Source organism: Phytobacter sp. SCO41, from assembly GCF_003073275.1.
Lineage (GTDB): Bacteria > Pseudomonadota > Gammaproteobacteria > Enterobacterales > Enterobacteriaceae > Phytobacter > Phytobacter diazotrophicus.
This window is the reverse complement of the sequence record NZ_CP027225.1, coordinates 4,721,083-4,740,849: the sequence shown is the minus strand read 5'-3', so window position 1 is coordinate 4,740,849 and position 19,767 is coordinate 4,721,083. Positions and strand designations below refer to the sequence as shown.

Genomic DNA, 19,767 nt, shown 5'->3' with positions numbered 1-19,767 from the left:
ACCTCAAAAATGGGTGGCAAAGAGGATTTAAGCGATAGCCTCAAATCCCTTCGCCGGCGTTATCCGGATCAGGTTCGACGGGTATTTTCTCAGCACACGCTTTTGGCGCAGCACCCCGTTGAGCACCGCGCCATTGTAATGATTTTGTAAGTTTTCTGAAAGCGCCCCTTCATCATTCAGCAGGAAGAGCCGGAATCTCCGTGATTACGGGTCCGGCGGAGCGAACCATGCGGATTTAAAGTCAAACCAGCCAAGGGTGTTCATACGCAGACCGCGCATACTGCGCTGGCCCTGAATCCGCAGCCAGTGGTGAATCAGCGGTACCATGGCTTTGCTTTCCAGTAACTGCTGGCACCAGACGGCCAGATTCATTTTACCAGCGCGCCAAAGCTCAGCATCGGCCTGCCAGTCCAGCGGAACGCAGTGTTGAATCAGCGGAACTTCATACAAATGCGTGAAGAGAGAAAAATCGAGCGGCAGCGTGAAGTTGGCGCTATTAAGCCAGATATCACTGACGATATCGCCACGGTGCCACTCTTCATAATCCACCTCTTGTATCTCCAGGCGTACATCATGTTGCGCCAGTAGCTTGCTCATGGTGTTGGCAATGGCTTTATGCTCGTTGTGATCGCGGTAGAAGGTCAGCGTGAGCGATTCCAGCCCCGCCGGTTTTTCACCACTGCCTGGTCGCGCATGGTGCCAGCGCGGCAGCAGTCCGTACGCCGGGAACCAATACTGCTGATAATGTTCTTCGGCGTGATAGAGCAGCCGGGTAGGGGAGAGCACCTGGCTTATCCAGTCGCGAACCCCCTGGTTTGCTCCCCGGTGCGAGCGTGCGTCGAAGAGCAAATAATAACAGCCCTCTTCAAGGCGGCTTTCGACCGCTTTTTCACCGTCGGTTGGCCCGTCGATAGTCAGGCCGCCGTTCGGTTCATCACCAATTTCCGGCAGTACCCAGACATTGACTTCATCAATAAGCGCGCGATACCCGAAGTAATCATCAAACGCATGGATTTTCAGTTGGTTATTGTTATTGCGGGTGACAGCGTAAGGCCCGGTGCCGACCGGATGGCTGGCGAAGTTGGCCATCGAGTTCCACTCCTGCGGCAGGATCATGGCGGGTACATGCCCCATCAGCCAGGGCAGCCAGTTGTCCGGTTGTGAAAGATGAATATCCAGCGTCCAGGGCGTCGGGGAGATAACCTGGGTGATATGCGAGTAGAGCGGCAGCGTGCAAACCCGTTCGAGGGACGCAATAACATCGCGCATTTCGAGTTCACGGCCATGGTGAAAATGGATGCCGGGGCGCAAATAAAAACGCCAGTGGAGTGGCGTGATCGCTTTCCAGTGATGCGCGATATCGGCTTCCAGTTCCCCATTTTCCTCATTTATGCGAGTCAGAGCGCTAAAAATTTGCCGCGCCATGTGAGTTTCAGAGCGCCGCAGGGCGGTGCCGGGCAGCAGGTTACGCAGCGGACGGTAGTACAAAACCCGCAGAATATGCCGCCCCTGGCGGAAGCTGCGGCCCAAATGCGAGATCAGCATCTGGCGGACGGCGCTCTTATCACCCACCAGTTGAACCAGTTGCTCGATACGATCCTGCTCCAGCAAATCCTCTGCCCGCTGTTGCTGTAAAGCGAGGCCGGTATAAAGAAAAGTCAGGCGCGAACGCTTGCCGCGACCGGCTTCAGCCTCCCACGTCAGCCAGCCGCGCTCTTGCATGGTATTGAGCAGGGTCCGCATATGGCGACGGGAACAGCTCAGCAGATCGGCCAACTCATTGAGCGTTGTCTCCTGAGATTTCCCGTCGCAACATTGCCACAGACGAATGAACTGTTGTTGCAGGCGACCTGATGGCATAAAAGGGGAACTCCTGATGAAAAGTCAGCAATTTATTAATCCCTATATTAAGCCAATAATCTTCCGTGATGAAGCGAGGAGGTGGTTATGAAGAGATCGTCTACACAGCAATTTTACTTAGCGTATTTTCGTGCTACGCAGAATGCGTCCCGGCTCTTTCGTTTGAGTACGAATCAGCGGCTGAAAATGCTCGAAGAATTAATGCAGTGGGAAGTGACAATCCCGGTCTCGAAACCCTGAAACGCGTCCATCATGTGTGACTGAGTATTGGTGCTAATCACCACGCCAGCAGTTATTATCTGCTGGCTTTTTTCGTTTCTTTCGCATGCAAGGGATCTTTATGCTCTGGTTAGTCACGATGGGACGTCGCCTGAATGGGGTCTTCATCGCTTTTATGATCGTCGCGTTTATGATTGGTGTTGCTGGCGCTTTGCAGGCCCCAACGCTGAGCCTGTTTCTGAGTCGCGAGGTGGGGGCGCAACCGTTTTGGGTTGGACTGTTTTATACCGTTAACGCCATTGCCGGGATCCTGGTCAGCCTCGGGCTGGCAAAACGCTCTGACCAACAGGGCGATCGCAAAAAACTGATTATGTTTTGCTGTCTGATGGCGGTGGGTAACGCCCTTCTGTTTGCCTTCAATCGACATTATCTGACCTTAATCACCTGTGGTGTGATGCTGGCGTCGCTGGCCAGTACTGCTATGCCGCAGCTTTTCGCGCTGGCGCGGGAATACGCGGACAGTTCGGCGCGTGAAGTGGTGATGTTCAGCTCGATCATGCGTGCGCAAATTTCGGTGGCATGGGTTATTGGCCCGCCGATGGCCTTCATGCTGGCACTCAACTATGGCTTTACCGCCATGTACTCGATTGCCGCCGGTATCTTCGTAATCAGCCTGGTACTGGTGGCGCTCTGGTTGCCCTCCGTGAAGCGAATTGAACAGCCTGCGGATATTGCCGTCACGGAAGTCAGTGGCTGGGGCAATAAGAACGTCCGTATGTTGTTTATCGCCTCGACGATGATGTGGACCTGCAACACGATGTACATCATTGATATGCCGCTGTGGATCAGCAGCGAGCTGGGGTTACCGGACAGTCTGGCGGGCGTGTTAATGGGAACGGCCGCGGGGCTTGAGATCCCGGCAATGATCCTGGCAGGTTACTACGTTAAGCGCTTTGGTAAACGCAGGATGATGGTCAGCGCAGTGGCGGCGGGCGTGGTCTTCTATGTGGGGCTTATCATGTTCCATAGCCGTGAAGCTCTGCTTGGTCTGCAGCTCTTTAACGCTATCTTTATTGGGATTATTGCCGGTATAGGCATGCTATGGTTTCAGGATCTGATGCCAGGCCGCGCCGGGTCCGCAACGACGCTGTTCACTAACAGTATCTCTACGGGGGTGATCCTCGCCGGGGTGATACAGGGCGCGCTGGCACAAAGCTTCGGCCATGCGAAGGTGTACTGGGTGATAGCGGTGCTTTCGCTGGTGACGCTTTTTCTGACCAGCCGGGTCAAAGACGTCTGAGGCGAAAAACGCTCCCGGCTGACGGTTGCCGGGAGCGGTGGGTTAAGCGGTGGGTTATTTCAGTACAATGCGTTTGATATCGCCAATGATAAAAATATAAGCGACAACGCCAATCAGCGCCGTCAGGCCAATATAGATAAGCGCGTAGAAGAAATTCCCGGTCCCGGAAATAATAAACCCTATGATCAGCGGCGTAATAATGGACGCCATATTAGCGCAGAAGTTAAAGATCCCACCTGTCAGCCCCGCCATATTTTTCGGCGCAATGTCGGAAATTAACGTCCAGCCTAGTCCGACCATGCCCTGGCCGAAAAAGGCAATCGACATAATCACAATCACCAGCGTGTTATTCGATACCCAGTTCGCTGTGATAATACAACTTGAGAGCAGCAGGCCGGAGATGATCGGCAGCTTCCTGCTGATATTTACCGATGCGGTTTTCTTCAATAATTTATCTGAAATCCATCCGCCAAAAATGATGCCTACCGCCGCCGAGAGAAACGGCCAGGTCGCAAAAAAACCGACGTGCAGCCACGGGAGATGCCGCTCGTGGGCAAGATATGTGGGAAACCATGTCAGAAAGAACACCAGCGTGGTGTTACCTGCGAATTGCCCTAAACTGGCGCCAATGACCTGTCGGCAGCACAGCAGTTTTTTGGCATCCGGCCAGTTAAAAGGAATGTTTTCACTGCCTTTTTCTTTATTACCAACCCCAATGTATTCCAGCTCTTCTTTATTTGCCGTTGTTGATTCGTGGGGCTCTTTATAAAATTTCCACCATACAAACGTAAAGGCGATGCCGAGTGCGCCGGTGATGAAAAATAATGTTCTCCAGCCGTGGTGTTCAAGGATTAAAAATAAAATCGGCGAGAAAGCGGCCAGGCCAATATATTCCCCAACGGTATATGTTGCCGTTGCCCGGGCGCGTTCATGCTGTGGAAACCATGTTCCTACGACGCGACTGTTAACCGGGAAACAGGGAGCTTCACTGATCCCAAGGCCTAAACGAAATAGCAGTAGAGATTTTAAGCCCACTGAAAAACTTTGCAGTAAGGTGAAAGCTGACCAGAAAAAGATAGAAAGGGCGTAGGTTATTTTGTTTCCGAAGCGATCTAAAAACATTCCTCCGGGGATTTGCGCCAGCGCGTAGGTCCATGCAAAGGCTGAGAACACGATACCCATCATGGCGGGATCGATATGGATCTCATTGCTGAGTGCCGGAGCGACAATACCTAATATGGTACGATCCAGATAATTGATCATCGTACCGATAGATAATAACAATAAAATTACAATTCGCGCTTTGGTTCGCTTTTGTTGGCCTGCTAAAGGCACAGCACTTTCCTGGCTGATACTTGTCCTCATAGTAGTTTCCTTTAATATTTAAAATATTTTTGCATATTCCTTAATATGCAGAAATACTTTATCTTTCCGCTCTTTATTTTCACGCTATAAACTAACGCTTAACATATTATTCACCGCATCATATGAATATTTGATATTGCCCAAGAATTCATGTTTTACCCACAGGGGACGACCTGTGCTGTGCTATATTCAATGCAATATCAATTTTATATTATACGGTCAAAAATAATGAACCTAAAGCAACTTTATTATTTTAAGCGTTTATCGGAAACGGAGCACTACACGGAGGCGGCTTCCAGTCTCTTCATCACTCAACCCTCCCTAAGCCACGCTATCTCTGAGTTAGAGAAGGAGCTTGGTGTATCCTTGTTTGCCAGAAAAGGTCGGAATGTCGAAATTACGCAAAACGGAAAACGCTTTCTTCCCTATGTCGAAGATGCGCTAACGTCGCTGGAAAATGGCCGCATGACTTTGCAGAAAAGTGGCCTGGAAAATAAGGAGAATATTCGCATTGCCTTTATATATACAATGGGTGAATATGTTGTACCGCAGCTAATTCACAAATATTCTACACTTCCTGCACGACATAACGTGACCTTCTCCTTTACTCAGGGGACGTCTCTGACTTTATTGCAGGAGTTGAAAGCTGGCAAGAGCGACTTAACGATTTGCTCATATATCCCGGATGAACCGGATATTGATTTTATCCCTATTATTCAACAGGAATTGGTCGTCGTCACCGCGAAGGATCATCCACTGGCGCGCTTGTATCAAAATGAAGTGGATCTTGTGGAGACAATCCATTACCCGTATATCTACTTTTCGGAGAACAGCGGCTTACGGCCGTTTATTGATAACGTCTTTATGCAGCAAAAACTGGTGCCTGATATCGCCTGTTATGTTGATGAGGATACGGCGATGGCGGGGCTGGTCAGTATTGATTACGGTATTGCGATCATGCCAAGAATTTCTGCACTCTCGTATTATAACGTCCATATTCTGGCGATTAAAAATAAGATCCCGCCGCGTTATATCTACCTGGCGACTATGAAAGATCGCGTGCTTTCACCAGCGATTCAATCCTTTAGAAACTTTATTATTGATGACAGCCAGCAAAAGCGCTAACAAGAACCCGGAGACAGGCTCCGGGTTTTCTTGTTTTAGTACAGAATATCCATCATTTCACGCAGTTCTTTGATGGCGATCTGCCCTGGTGCCGAGGCCTGGCCTACGGTACCGAACGTCATCGCTGAACCAAACAGGCGACCCGTTACACGGCTGACGCCACCCATTTTTGCCATCGACATGGTAATAATTGGGCGTGTCGCATATTTCTCTTTCATGGTCAGCGTGGCGGAGAGCAGTGTCAGCACATCCTGCGGCGTTTGCGGCATAACCGCGATCTTCGGCAGATCTGCGCCCAGCTCCTGCATGCGGCGAAGACGATAGATGATATCTTCCTGGGCGGGCGTTTTGTGGAAATCATGATTACTCATGATGACTTTCACACCAGCGCCATGGGCCGCATCGATTACTGCACGAATATGCGCTTCATCGTTGAACAGCTCAATATCAATAAGATCGGCCAGACCGCTGATGGCTGCCTGACGATTAAGCTCGAAATAGGCCTCATCGCTGATTTCTGTTTCACCGCCTTCTTTTTTGCTGCGGAAGGTAAACAACAGCGGAATATCAGCCAGAATCTGACGAATATCGTTCAGCGCCTGTTGCACAAGCTGCGGTTCGCGGACTTGTGTAAAATGGTCGACACGCCATTCGATAAGATCGGCACCTGCGGTGGCCAGAGTCCGTGCATTTGCTTTCAGTTCGTCGAGCGTTTTGCCGATCAGCGGCACACAGATAAGCGTGCTCCCTTCCTGAAAGGTGATGTTTTTAACCGTTACTGCTTTAGTCATGTTGGTATCCATAATATTCTCGCCGAACCGTCAGGCTGTGGCGGTTGCGCGGACCGTTTTTTGGGCAGCGCGAGCCTGAAACTGACGATAACCGATGTACAGCGCAATCACAAAGCCGATTATGGCGATAATCAAATCAAACCACATAATGCTGGCGATGCTGATTTTGGACAGTTTCGCCGTGATCAACGGGATCGTGAAGCTGGCAATACTGCCGGCAGTGTAGAAGATCCCGGTGGCTTTACCTTTCCCTTGCGGGAAACTCATTGCCATGATGGTCGCACCCAACTGCAATACCCCGCCTGCGGCTGAGAAACCGATCACGAAAGCAAAACCGGTCACAATCATCGGCGTCGGGAACATGCAAACAATCAACAACGAAATCATCGAGATGCCGGTGTAGAGGATCATCGCAACGGCCGAGTTAATGACGTTTTTCACAAAGGTCGCGGTGACAAATACACAGGTCAATGAGCCCGCCGTGTAGATACTCAGTAACTTGATTGCTGATTCGTAGGGAATACCCGCAACGAACTGGCCGTACTGCGCCAGCCACTGACTGACCAGGTAAAAGGTCGCCATACCGATATAGCCATACAGCGTGAACACCAGCATATCCATGGTACCGGCATCTGACTCCGTTGTTGTCGCTGCACCAGGTTTCTCTGCGGTCTCTTTTTTGGCCCCGTTGTCAGGGAAGGGCATTTTGATCAAATAGATGGCGCTAATAACCATCAACACAGCCGCAATGATAAATGACCAGCCAAACCACAGATTCGCCCAAATCAACAGGCTAATAATGAAGGGCAGCAGGAATTGCCCGGCCGAGACAAAGGCTTTGATTAACACGTTCGCACGGCTTGCTGAGTTCGGGAAAGATTCCATCAGCGCCGGGTAGGTCCCGGAGTCGAGGAAGCTGTTCGCCAGACCAGCCAGGATGCCAAAGAAATAGGCAACATAGATGTTTTTGGTCAGCAAAATACCTAAGAAAAACAGCAAATAGCTCAGAATACCCAGATAAATAAAAGGCTTACGTCCGTAGCGATCGGACAGAAAACCCGTCACGATGGTGGCGAGTTTGCCGATACCTAAAGACGAAATAACAATCGAAACGCCGGCTCTGTCTGTTCCCCACTGTTCCTGTAAATTCGCCATGTTGAGGGTAATTAATAGTACCCCCATGCCATGGATCAGGTAATTGAGGTACAGCCCGGCCGCAGTTGGGACATATTTATTTTTCATCATGTTTACCCTTAAAAAAGGATATTTTTGACGTAATCGACCGGCATCTCTTTACCTGTCCAGATTTCAAAGGCTTTCGCCCCTTGCCAGAGCATCATTCCCAGGCCGTTGAGTGTGCGGCAGCCTTTCTTCTCCGCCACTTGCAACAGGTGGGTTTTGCGCGGGTTATAAATCACGTCAGAGACGATGAGATCTGGTCGCAGGAAGCTGTCGTTCGGCAGCAGCATCTGGCCTTCAAACGGTTTCATACCCACACCGGTAGCGTTGGTGAGGATCACACTACTATCGATTTCCTGACGCAGTTTGTCGTGATCGGCCAGATCGTACAGATGAATTTCACAGTTGGTGTTATTGCGGATCTTGGCAACAGTTTGCTCCGCATTGGCGAAAAATTTGTCTTTCTGGTTGAAAATGGAGATCGCTTTTACGCCATCCAGTGCCGCCTGAACGCAGAGCGCCGTTGCCGCGCCACCCGCACCCAGGACCGTCATTTTCTTACCGATAATATCGATACCTTCTTCAGCCAATGCGCGCATATAACCTGTACCGTCGGTGATATGACCCGTCAGTACGCCATTGTCATTAACCACGGTATTCACCGCACCGACCAGCTCTGCCGCCGGGGAAAGTTTGTCCAGGTATTGGCAAATGGCGGTTTTGTTCGGCATGGATACGTTAAACCCGCGCAGTTTAAGCGCCCGGAAACCCTGTACAACATCTTTCAGCTCCTGGTTGTCTACTTCAAATGCCAGGTAGACATAATCCAGACCCAGATGTGCAAAGGCTTCGTTATGCATTGTCGGCGACATGCTATGGCGAATCGGTGTTGCAATCAGTCCAATCAGCTCAGTGTGACCCGTAATACGTTCAGCCATGATAAAGTCCTTAATATGTTAGAAGTGGAATTTTGGTTGATTCGCGGTTGCCCAGAGCACCCATATCCTCGAGGGTGTCCAGCACGTTGCGCCCTTCGCGCACGCCATCAATGATTCGCCGGGCCATCAGGCTGTCGCCGATGTTCATTATTTTTACGTTATTGGCTCTGGCCCATTGCTCAATTTCATTGAGACCGCTGGTGTTGGCGCGCATTCCCAAGCACACAAAGCCGTAGTCAAAAGGAATGTCGCAAGTCTGGTCGGCTTTCTTGACGCTAAAGTGTGTAGGGTGAACGGCGATGAGTTGTGTCTGCATGTGCTGTTCCACGTGGTGCTCATCCAGCATGGTCAACATGGCATTTTTGGTAATGATATCCAGATCGCGTCCTGGACCTTCCTGCATCTCAATCAGCACGGTAGTAGCACCGCGTGCAGAGAAATATTCGATAACATCCAGGCCAACAGCACCGCCGCCGACAACGGCGATGCGTTTTCCTTCAACATTCGCAAATTGCTCCAGGTGCTGAATCATGCCGATAATGGAGAAGACGCGGCCGCCCTCAACGTCAATGCACTCTTTCAGTCCGTTAATCGGCGGCAGCAGCGGTGTTGAGCCCGTGGCGTTGACAATCAGGTTCGGCCGTAGCCCGGCAATGTGCTCAACAGTGGCCTTCTGACCAACCTGCAGCATTAAATTGTCTAAACCGGCCATCCTGTTTTTCATAAATTGCGGGAAGTCGGCGATACGCTTTTTCTCCGGCAGGCGCGAGATTTCAGAGGCCAGTCCGCCGAGGCTGTTTTTCTTCTCCAGCAACCAGGTATGGCAACCGACTTCTGCGGCAGTGCATGCGGCTTCCATACCTGCGGTTCCCGCACCGATAACTACGACACGGGTGTCGCGATTTACCCTGCGCAGTTTATAAGCGTCGCCATGGATAATGTCCGGATTGATGGAGCAACGCAGCGGACGAGAGCGCGCGATACGGTGGTCGGCGCAGCCGATATTGCAGGAGATGCATTTGCGCATCAGGCGTTCATTGCCGCTCTGGACCTTTTGCACCCATTCCGGTTCGGCAATCAGGCCACGGCCGATCGCAATCAGGTCTGCATCGCCCGTTGCGATAATGTCTTCGGCCACTTTCGGTGAGCGAATATTGCCAGCAATAACAGTCGGTTTATTAAACTTATCGCGTACGGCGCGGGAGAGATAACGCTTCCAGCCATCTTCCAGTGACATCTGATCAATTTGCAGATTCAGGTTGTCGTTTTGCGCGGCGGAAACATTGAGAATGTCGACCTTATCCTGGCAAAGTGCCAGCATACGTAGCGTATCCTCCAGCGTGTTGCCGCCCTTAAGGAAATCATCGGCACTGAAACGCAGGCTAATCGGGAAGCGAGGACCGACGCTGGCGCGCACTTTATCAACCACCAGCGTTAATATTCTGGCGCGGTTTTCCGGGGAGCCGCCAAATTCATCGGTACGTTTATTAAACAGAGGCGATAAGAACTGGCTTATTAAATAAGAGTGGCCTGCGTGAATTTCCACACTATCAAAACCCGCACGTTTTACACGTTCTGCCGCTTCACCAAATTTATTAACCGCATGATATATTTCGTCATGTGTCATGGGGCGAGGAATATTACCGTTCTTTTTCGACGGTATATTCGAAGAGGAGAGCGGTTGTTCGCCATTCAGGCGATAAGCATAAGCAGAAGCACCCGCATGATTTAGCTGAATAGAGACACAGGCTCCGTGTTTATGCAGCGTCTCAGTTAATTTGAATAACCCAGGAATATATTGATCGTTATCGATACGCAGCTGCGTTGTGCCATTTGAGGCGAACGGGAAGTCGATACAAATATTCTCAATCGTAATTAAGCCTGTGCCCCCTTTTGCCCGCAGTTCATAGTACTCCAACTGTTCCTGAGAGACTTCACCGTTCAGGCTCGCCAGGTTGGTGCCCATTGGCGGCATGATGATCCGGTTTTTTATCGTCATCCCGTTAATGGTTAGCGGGGTGAAAAGGTGTTGGTAGTGGCTCATTTGCTCTCTCCACGGGAAATCCAGGAGGCCGACATGCGGAGGCCCTGATATATCCAAAGTTAAAATGTTTCTGTGGGAAAGATAACGAGGGGGGGAGAGGAAAAATAATGCTTTTTTTTGCATGAAACCATAGTGTCTTTCTATGCAATTAACCGTTTTTTCACATGCCTGTATTCTTATATTAAATAATTGAGCTGTATTTTTACTTGTGTTGCCGGGTTTATACAAAAAGAGAGAAGAAATGCACAGAATAAGAGCGATACAGTAGATAATTAAATTTTAAAAGTTCAAATATCTGTGCATATGATAGAAAGAAGTGATGGTTTTTGTGATGATAATCACAAAATAAAACGTTAAAGGCCCGGCGAAAAACCGGGCACCAGAGCAGCAGACAGGTTTAATTCATAAACGCGGGCTGCTTGTTTTCGTAGCTGGAGATGGCATCTTCATGCTGCAGAGTCAGGCCAATACTGTCGAGACCGTTCAGCATGCAGTGGCGGCGGAACGCATCAATAACAAACGGGTACGATTTCCCCCCGGCTTTCACTACCTGCGCCTCGAGGTCCACCTCGAACGAGATGCCCGGATTGGCCTGGACCAGTTTGAACAGTTCGTCCACTTCTTCATCGCTCAGTTTCACTGGCAGCAACTGATTATTGAAGCTGTTGCCGTAGAAAATGTCTGCGAAGCTTGGGGCGATAACGGTTCTAAAGCCGTAGTCGGTTAATGCCCAGGGCGCATGTTCGCGTGATGAGCCGCAACCGAAGTTTTCACGCGCCAGCAAAATAGAGGCGCCTTTATATTCCGGGAAGTTCAGGACGAATTCCGGGTTCGGAACTTCCCCTTTATCATCCAGGAACCGCCAGTCATTAAACAGATGTGCGCCAAAGCCGGTACGCGTGACCTTCTGCAAAAACTGTTTTGGAATGATGGCGTCGGTATCGACATTGGCGGCATCCAGTGGGACAACCAGGCCTGTGTGCTGTGTATATTTCTCTGCCATGATTATCTCCTTTACAAGCTGCGAATATCAGCGAAATGACCGGTTACCGCAGCCGCGGCTGCCATTGCCGGACTGACCAGGTGCGTACGACCACCGCGCCCCTGACGACCTTCAAAGTTACGGTTACTGGTGGATGCGCAACGTTCGCCCGGGTTCAGACGGTCATTGTTCATTGCCAGGCACATAGAGCAGCCTGGTAAACGCCATTCGAAACCGGCTTCAATAAAGATCTTGTCCAGCCCTTCGGCTTCGGCCTGCGCTTTCACCGGGCCAGAGCCTGGAACTACCAGCGCCTGTACGCCCGGTGCAACTTTGCGCCCTTTGGCAACCTCTGCGGCGGCGCGTAAATCTTCAATACGTGAGTTGGTGCAGGAGCCGATAAAGACTTTATCAATGGCGACGGAGGTCAGAGGTACACCTGGCTGCAGGCCCATATAGGCCAGCGCTTTCTCTGCTGAGGCACGCTCAACCGGATCGGCGAAGGAGGCCGGGTCCGGAATGATGTCATTAACGGAGATGACCTGACCCGGGTTAGTCCCCCAGGTGACCTGCGGGGCAATCTCTTCGGCTTGCAGCGTCACAACTGTATCGAAGGTCGCGCCGTCGTCGGTTTTCAGCGTCTTCCAGTACTCCACCGCATCGTCATAGTCTTTGCCTTTCGGCGCATGCAAACGACCTTTCACATAGTTGAAGGTGGTTTCATCCGGCGCGACCAGGCCCGCTTTGGCACCCATTTCGATAGCCATATTGCACAGGGTCATACGACCTTCCATGCTCAGTGCCTGAATCGCCTCGCCACAGAATTCGACTACGTGCCCGGTACCGCCGGCGCTGCCGGTTTTGCCGATAATCGCCAGTACAATATCTTTAGCAGTAATACCTGCCGACGCTTTGCCTTTCACTTCAATTTTCATGGTCTTTGCGCGACCCTGTTTCAGGGTCTGCGTCGCCAGCACGTGCTCCACTTCGGAGGTCCCGATACCGAACGCCAGAGCACCAAACGCGCCGTGAGTGGCGGTGTGGGAGTCGCCGCAGACGATGGTCATGCCCGGCAGGGTGACACCCTGTTCAGGCCCCATCACGTGCACGATACCCTGATACGGGTGGTTCAGGTCATACAATTCAACGCCGAACTCTTTGCAGTTCTTGATCAGTTCCTGCATCTGGATACGCGCCATTTCACCGGAGGCATTGATGTCTTTGGTCTGCGTGGAAACGTTATGATCCATGGTCGCAAAGGTCTTGCCCGGCTGACGCACCGGGCGATTATGCGCGCGCAGGCCGTCAAACGCCTGTGGTGAAGTGACTTCGTGCACCAGATGGCGGTCGATATACAACAATGGGGTTTCGTTTGGCGCTTCGTACACAACATGCGCATCAAACAATTTTTCGTACAACGTCCTGGCCATGATTACACCCCTTCTGCGATATAACGGGCAATGATGTCACCCATCTCATCGGTACTAACAGCTGCGGCGCCACGGGCTAAATCACCGGTACGCACACCTTCTTCTAATGCGCGGTTGATGGCGCTTTCAATGGCGGTTGCCGCGTCGTCGGCATCCAGGCTGTAACGCAACAGCAGTGCGAGAGAAAGAATTTGAGCTATCGGGTTCGCAATATTTTTGCCCGCGATATCCGGCGCGGAGCCGCCAGCCGGTTCGTACAGACCAAAACCTTGTTCGTTCAGGCTGGCAGACGGCAGCATGCCCATGGAACCTGTGATCATCGCACACTCATCAGAGAGGATGTCGCCGAACAGGTTGGAACACAACAACACGTCAAACTGGGACGGGTCTTTAATCAACTGCATTGTGGCGTTGTCGATATACATATGCGCCAGCTCGACGTCCGGGTATTCCTGTGCCACTTCGTTGACGATTTCACGCCACAGCAGAGAGGTCTGCAGCACGTTCGCTTTATCAATAGAATGCACTTTTTTACGGCGTTTGCGCGCAGATTCAAACGCGATACGCGCAATACGTTCAATCTCAAAACGGTGATAGACCTCGGTATCAAACGCTTTCTCGTGCTGCCCGCTGCCTTCACGGCCTTTTGGCTGACCGAAGTAAATACCGCCCGTCAGCTCGCGCACGCAGAGAATGTCAAAGCCGTTAGCGGAAATATCGGCACGCAGCGGGCAGAACTCTTCCAGCCCCTGGTACAGTTTAGCCGGACGCAGGTTGCTGAATAATTTGAAATGTTTGCGCAGCGGCAGCAGAGCACCACGCTCCGGTTGCTGTGCTGGCGGCAGGTTTTCCCATTTCGGACCGCCTACGGAGCCAAACAGGATAGCGTCTGCCTGCTCGCAGCCTTCCACGGTTGCCTGCGGCAGCGGATTGCCATGGCGGTCAATTGCGATGCCGCCCACATCATAGTGGCTGGTGGTAATACGCATTTCGAAACGGCTACGAACGGCGTCCAGTACTTTTAAGGCTTGCGCCATGACTTCGGGGCCAATGCCGTCACCCGGCAACACGGCAATATGGTAATTCTTCGACATCACACGGTTTCCTTGTTGTTTTCTTTATTTTGAGCTTTGCGTTGCAATTCTTTTTCGACTTCTACGGCGCGCCAGATGTTGTTCAGTACGTGTACCATCGCTTTGGCAGAGGATTCCACGATATCAGTTGCCAGACCCACACCATGGAAACGACGCCCGTTGTAAGTGACGACGATATCCACCTGACCCAGCGCGTCTTTACCCTGACCTTTGGCATTGAGATCATATTTAACCAGCTCAATGTCATAACCGGTGATGCGGTTAATCGCCTGATAAACAGCGTCTACCGGGCCGTTGCCGTTGGCGGCTTCGGCTTTCGTTTCTTCGCCACAGGCCAGCTTCACGGAGGCGGTAGCGATATCGCTGGAGCCGGACTGCACGCTAAAATAATCCAGACGGAAATGTTCCGGCTCTTCCTGCTGTTTATTGATGAACGCCAGCGCTTCCAGATCGTAATCGAAGACCTGGCCTTTTTTGTCTGCCAGTTTCAGGAACGCGTCGTACAGGTGATCCATGTTGTAGTCGGTATCTTTGTAGCCCATCTCTTCCATACGGTGTTTCACCGCCGCGCGGCCAGAGCGGGACGTCAGGTTCAACTGTACCTGGTTCAGACCGATGGATTCCGGGGTCATGATTTCGTAGTTTTCACGGTTTTTCAGCACGCCATCCTGGTGGATACCGGAGGAGTGAGCAAAGGCACCGGTGCCGACAATGGCTTTGTTCGCCGGGATTGGCATGTTGCAAATCTGGCTAACTGTCTGGCTGGTACGCCAGATTTCGTGATGATTAATGCCGGTGTGCACATTCATGATGTCTTTGCGCACTTTGATGGCCATGATGACCTCTTCCAGCGAACAGTTTCCTGCGCGCTCACCGATGCCGTTCATCGCCCCTTCAACCTGGCGTGCGCCAGCATGGACAGCAGCAATAGCGTTGCCGACAGCCAGACCTAAATCATCGTGGGTATGAACGGAGATAATGGCTTTGTCGATATTTGGCACGTGTTCATACAGGCCAGTGATGATATTGGCGAATTCGAACGGCATGGTGTAGCCAACGGTGTCCGGAATATTAATGGTTTTCGCACCCGCGTTGATGGCGGCTTCGACCACACGCGCCAGGTCAGCAATCGGAGTACGGCCTGCGTCTTCGCAAGAGAATTCAACGTCGTCGGTGTAATTACGGGCGCGCTTAATCATATAAATGGCGCGTTCAATCACTTCATCCAGCGTACTGCGCAGTTTAGTGGCGATATGCATGGGGGAGGTGGCAATAAAAGTATGGATGCGGAATGCTTCGGCAACTTTCAATGATTCAGCCGCTACATCAATATCTTTCTCGACACAGCGTGCCAGCGCACAGACACGGCTGTTTTTAACCTGACGCGCGATAGTCTGTACGGATTCGAAATCGCCCGGAGAAGAGACCGGAAAGCCGACCTCCATGACGTCAACACCCATACGTTCCAGCGCCAGAGCGATCTGCAGCTTCTCTTTCACACTCAGGCTTGCCTGTAATGCCTGTTCACCATCACGTAAGGTTGTATCAAAAATAACGACTTGCTGGCTCATGGTTTGGTCCTTATCTCTCTTCGGTCGCCTTGCTACGAGCATAAAAAAACCCGCGCCAAGGCGCGGGTTCTTAGTGTAACTGGAGGATGACTCAACGCTGAGTGTCGCCCACCGGTCTACCGCGCACATGGGATGCGTTTAGTAGTAGTAGACCGAGGAAGCGAACATTGCGAATCATTAACCATGCTCCAGATGAATGCGATTAAATGCGATATGCCATTAGTGGTACTGGATTCAGAAATCAAAGTCAACACCTGGCCCCTTAAAAGCGCATGAAAACGGATTTGGCACTGCGTTCTATTTTAGTTAATCGTGCTGTAATTCCGTTAAAAATCAAAATAAGGTATTAGTGCTATTTCATACTTGACGTTGTTTGTGCCTTTCATGAACATTTCTTTGCAGTTGGTTATATTTTTACATTTTTGAAGAGGGCTTGCTATCCTGATGATTAGTCATGATTAATTTGTTGGGGTTATTATTTTTCTTAACTAATGCGACGAAATGATAAAATTAAGTTAAATTATATTGTTCGTGCTATTGAAATATCTCTGTTGGATCGCATTTATTGCTTAATGAGGCTGTATTGTGCATTCACGCTATTTATGTTTTGATTCTGGTCTGCCGTTTCATTTGAACGGGAACATATGGTTTAGTGCTTTTTATGGGGTTGGAAAAATCCCGGCATTAAATTATCTTTATGTATTCCTATTTTGTTGAATTCCTCTTTTCCTTATCTTATATGCGTGATAAATCATATTTCTTTAGGTTATTGCTGCCGGGATAAATGGAATTTAGCATGATATCGGAGAAGGATATGTCAGAAGAACAAGTTGAAAACACCCATATTAGTGAGGTAACGAAACCGCAACTGCGCAAAGTTGATCTCAATTTGTTAACTATTTTTGATGCGGTTATGCAGGAACAAAATATCACGCGGGCAGCTCATTCTTTGGGAATGTCGCAACCGGCAGTGAGCAATGCCCTGGCCAGGCTTAAGGTCATGTTTAATGACGAACTCTTTGTGCGCTATGGTCGGGGAATACAGCCTACGGCACGCGCCTTCCAATTGTTTGGTTCGGTCAGGCAGGCGTTACAACTCGTGCAAAATGAACTGCCGGGATCGGGCTTTGAACCCGTGACCAGCGAGCGCGTTTTTAATCTTTGCGTGTGCAGTCCGCTTGATAATCTCCTCACTTCTGTCATCTACAATAGAGTGAATGAGGTTGCGCCGAATATACATCTGGCCTTTAAATCATCATTAAATCAAAATATAGAACACCAACTTCGTTACCAGGAAATAGAATTTGTCATCGGCTACGATGAATTTCGTCGACCAGAATTCTCATGCGTGCCGTTGTTTAAAGATGAGATGGTGCTGGTAGCCAGTAAAAAACATCCACGTATTAATGGGCCACTTCGTGAAAGTGATATTTATTGTGAACAGCACGCAGTAGTTGCGCTGGATCGTTATGCATCTTTTAGCCAGCCGTGGTATGACACGACGGATAAACAAACCTGTGTTGCTTATCAGGGAATGGCATTGACGAGTGTACTCAATGTGGTTTCTCAAACGCAGCTTGTGGCGATTGCCCCGCGTTGGTTAGCCGAAGAGTTTGCCGGGAAATTAGAGCTCCAGGTTTTACCTTTACCGTTAAAACTGAATAGCCGTACCTGTTATCTTTCATGGCATGAAGCGGCGGGACGGGATAAAGGCCACCAGTGGATGGAAGAGTTACTGGTCTCGGTTTGTCGCCGTTAAAAGGCATCCAATGCGTTGAATGCGCCAATGGCTGCTTTCTTCTGTTTGGCCATCCTGGCGCGAAATTTTATGCTGAGCTATTTTACTGGCGCATCAAATCGCGACGTAAAAATGCATGAATTACTGAGCAGGAAGTGATTCGAATGATGAATCATCATCGTCTTTGCTTATTACAGACAATTTCACCAATTCCCGCCTGTTAACCTTATTATTCCTCTTTTGGGGCAAGGTGAGGTGAATCGTTTGCTAATTGCCTGCCAGATTTTCAGCGGTTATGGTAACTGCCATTCATAATCAGAATGCAGGGACTTCCTGTACTGAACAGAGCGACAAGACGGACACGCGTTCTGTCTTCAGTCGCCAAACCCAAGCCTGGAGGCAAACCATGGAGATGTTGTCTGGAGCCGAGATGGTCGTCCGATCGCTTATCGATCAGGGCGTGAAGCAAGTATTCGGTTATCCTGGGGGCGCGGTCCTCGATATTTACGATGCGCTACATACGGTCGGTGGAATCGATCATGTCCTGGTGCGCCATGAGCAGGCTGCTTTGCATATGGCTGATGGTCTGGCAAGGGCGACCGGTGAAGTTGGCGTTGTGCTCGTCACCTCCGGACCGGGAGCCACGAACGCCATCACCGGGATTGCAACAGCTTATATGGACTCGATTCCGTTGGTGGTTCTTTCAGGGCAGGTTGCGACCTCCCTCATCGGCTATGATGCTTTCCAGGAATGCGACATGGTGGGGATATCCCGCCCGGTGGTAAAACATAGTTTCCTGGTAAAACAGACCGAAGACATTCCTGGCGTGCTGAAAAAAGCGTTCTGGCTTGCTTCCAGTGGTCGTCCTGGCCCGGTCGTCGTCGATTTACCGAAAGATATTCTCAATCCAGCGAATAAACTCCCTTATGTATGGCCGGATTCGGTGAGTATGCGCTCCTATAACCCGACAACTCACGGTCATAAAGGGCAAATCAAACGTGCTTTGCAAACGCTGGTAGCGGCGAAACATCCCGTTGTCTATGTGGGCGGTGGTGCGATCACGTCTGCCTGCGAACCGCAACTGCGTACGCTGGCAGAGAAATTGAATCTTCCTGTGGTCTCGTCGCTTATGGGGCTGGGGGCGTTTCCGGCATCGCATCGTCAGGCGTTGGGTATGCTGGGTATGCACGGTACCTACGAAGCCAACATGACCATGCATCACTCGGATGTGATCTTTGCCGTTGGGGTGCGCTTTGATGACCGTACAACCAACAATCTGGCGAAGTACTGCCCGAATGCCACGGTTCTGCATATTGATATTGACCCGACATCGATTTCGAAGACCGTACAGGCAGATGTGCCGATCGTTGGGGATGCCCGGCTGGTACTTGAGCAGATGCTGGAGTTATTGGGGCAAGAAGAGTTTCAGCAACCCCTGGACGATATTCGCGATTGGTGGTTGCAGATTGAGCAATGGCGTGCCCGCCAGTGCCTGAAATACGACACGCAAAGTCAGAAGATCAAACCGCAGGCGGTGATCGAAACGATCTGGCGCTTAACGAAGGGTGACGCCTACGTCACTTCGGATGTTGGCCAGCACCAGATGTTTGCGGCGCTCTATTACCGTTTTGATAAACCGCGTCGCTGGATAAACTCTGGCGGTCTGGGCACGATGGGCTTTGGTCTGCCAGCCGCGCTGGGTGTGAAAATGGCGCTCCCGGATGAAACGGTTATCTGCGTTACGGGCGACGGCAGTATCCAGATGAATATTCAGGAGTTGTCTACCGCAATGCAATATGAGCTTCCGGTGCTGGTACTGAACCTGAACAACCGTTATCTGGGGATGGTGAAGCAGTGGCAGGATATGATCTATTCGGGTCGTCATTCACAATCGTATATGCAGTCGTTACCCGATTTTGCACGCGTAGCCGAAGCTTACGGTCATGTAGGGATCAATATAACCCGTCCGGAAGAACTTGAAGCGAAGCTGATTGAGGCGCTTGAGCAGGTTAAAAATAACCGCCTGGTCTTTGTCGATGTGACCGTCGACGGAAGTGAACATGTTTATCCGATGCAGATCCGTGGCGGTGGCATGGATGAAATGTGGTTGAGCAAAACGGAGAGGACCTGA

16 protein-coding genes and 1 riboswitch are annotated in these 19,767 nt (G+C 50.7%); of the genes, 5 read left to right on the top strand and 11 right to left on the bottom strand.

Annotation, left to right across the window (positions count from 1 at the left end; translation table 11 throughout):
- Positions 1-27 precede the first annotated feature (27 nt).
- Positions 28-128, bottom strand: a riboswitch (TPP riboswitch).
- A 76-nt stretch (positions 129-204) separates the two neighbouring features.
- Positions 205-1,860, bottom strand: a complete 1,656-nt coding sequence (sgrR, locus tag C5523_RS23045; protein ID WP_079497261.1) for an HTH-type transcriptional regulator SgrR — start codon at positions 1,858-1,860, stop codon at positions 205-207.
- Between the two features lie 87 nt (positions 1,861-1,947).
- Between sgrR and sgrT the strand changes: the two genes are divergently transcribed.
- Both sgrT and C5523_RS23035 read left to right on the top strand, forming a co-directional pair.
- Positions 1,948-2,100: a glucose uptake inhibitor SgrT gene (gene sgrT / locus C5523_RS23040; RefSeq protein WP_072039723.1), complete on the top strand. Its 153-nt coding sequence runs from the start codon at positions 1,948-1,950 to the stop codon at positions 2,098-2,100.
- 100 nt (positions 2,101-2,200) lie between these two features.
- A complete protein-coding gene (locus C5523_RS23035; protein ID WP_039078345.1) occupies positions 2,201-3,379 on the top strand; it encodes a sugar efflux transporter in 1,179 nt (392 codons plus the stop codon).
- A gap of 54 nt (positions 3,380-3,433) precedes the next feature.
- On the opposite strand, the gene C5523_RS23030 is transcribed toward C5523_RS23035, so the two are convergent.
- Positions 3,434-4,744 carry an MFS transporter gene (locus tag C5523_RS23030; protein ID WP_039078346.1) on the bottom strand — a complete coding sequence of 437 codons (1,311 nt, stop codon included), beginning with the start codon at positions 4,742-4,744 and terminating at the stop codon, positions 3,434-3,436.
- Positions 4,745-4,972: 228 nt separating this feature from the next.
- On the opposite strand from C5523_RS23030, the gene C5523_RS23025 reads away from it, so the two are divergent.
- A complete protein-coding gene (locus C5523_RS23025; protein WP_039078469.1) occupies positions 4,973-5,869 on the top strand; it encodes a LysR family transcriptional regulator in 897 nt (298 codons plus the stop codon).
- Positions 5,870-5,904: 35 nt separating this feature from the next.
- Here C5523_RS23025 and aroD read toward each other — a convergent pair whose 3' ends face one another.
- The 9 genes from aroD to leuL form a co-directional block, all read right to left on the bottom strand.
- A complete protein-coding gene (aroD, locus tag C5523_RS23020; protein WP_108702044.1) occupies positions 5,905-6,660 on the bottom strand; it encodes a type I 3-dehydroquinate dehydratase in 756 nt (251 codons plus the stop codon).
- Between the two features lie 30 nt (positions 6,661-6,690).
- Positions 6,691-7,902 carry an MFS transporter gene (locus tag C5523_RS23015; protein ID WP_107224059.1) on the bottom strand — a complete coding sequence of 404 codons (1,212 nt, stop codon included), beginning with the start codon at positions 7,900-7,902 and terminating at the stop codon, positions 6,691-6,693.
- 11 nt (positions 7,903-7,913) lie between these two features.
- On the bottom strand, positions 7,914-8,777 hold the full coding sequence (locus C5523_RS23010; protein WP_039078349.1) for a shikimate dehydrogenase: 864 nt from the start codon (positions 8,775-8,777) through the stop codon (positions 7,914-7,916).
- A gap of 10 nt (positions 8,778-8,787) precedes the next feature.
- On the bottom strand, positions 8,788-10,821 hold the full coding sequence (locus tag C5523_RS23005; RefSeq protein WP_108702043.1) for an FAD-dependent oxidoreductase: 2,034 nt from the start codon (positions 10,819-10,821) through the stop codon (positions 8,788-8,790).
- Positions 10,822-11,218: 397 nt separating this feature from the next.
- A complete protein-coding gene (gene leuD, locus C5523_RS23000) occupies positions 11,219-11,824 on the bottom strand; it encodes a 3-isopropylmalate dehydratase small subunit (protein ID WP_039078351.1) in 606 nt (201 codons plus the stop codon).
- Positions 11,825-11,835: 11 nt separating this feature from the next.
- Positions 11,836-13,233 carry a 3-isopropylmalate dehydratase large subunit gene (gene leuC, locus C5523_RS22995; protein WP_039078352.1) on the bottom strand — a complete coding sequence of 466 codons (1,398 nt, stop codon included), beginning with the start codon at positions 13,231-13,233 and terminating at the stop codon, positions 11,836-11,838.
- A 2-nt stretch (positions 13,234-13,235) separates the two neighbouring features.
- A complete protein-coding gene (leuB, locus tag C5523_RS22990) occupies positions 13,236-14,327 on the bottom strand; it encodes a 3-isopropylmalate dehydrogenase (RefSeq protein WP_039078353.1) in 1,092 nt (363 codons plus the stop codon).
- Entirely contained in the window at positions 14,327-15,898 is a 1,572-nt protein-coding gene (gene leuA / locus C5523_RS22985) for a 2-isopropylmalate synthase (protein WP_108702042.1), read from the bottom strand. The genes leuB and leuA overlap by 1 nt, the downstream gene beginning before the upstream one ends.
- A gap of 91 nt (positions 15,899-15,989) precedes the next feature.
- A complete protein-coding gene (gene leuL, locus C5523_RS28035) occupies positions 15,990-16,076 on the bottom strand; it encodes a leu operon leader peptide (protein ID WP_103244949.1) in 87 nt (28 codons plus the stop codon).
- Positions 16,077-16,712: 636 nt separating this feature from the next.
- Here leuL and leuO point away from each other — a divergent pair.
- Together leuO and ilvI are read left to right on the top strand one after the other, a co-directional pair.
- Complete coding sequence (gene leuO, locus C5523_RS22975; RefSeq protein WP_155525422.1) at positions 16,713-17,657, top strand: transcriptional regulator LeuO; 945 nt, start codon at positions 16,713-16,715, stop codon at positions 17,655-17,657.
- Positions 17,658-18,042: 385 nt separating this feature from the next.
- Complete coding sequence (gene ilvI / locus C5523_RS22970; protein ID WP_108702040.1) at positions 18,043-19,767, top strand: acetolactate synthase 3 large subunit; 1,725 nt, start codon at positions 18,043-18,045, stop codon at positions 19,765-19,767.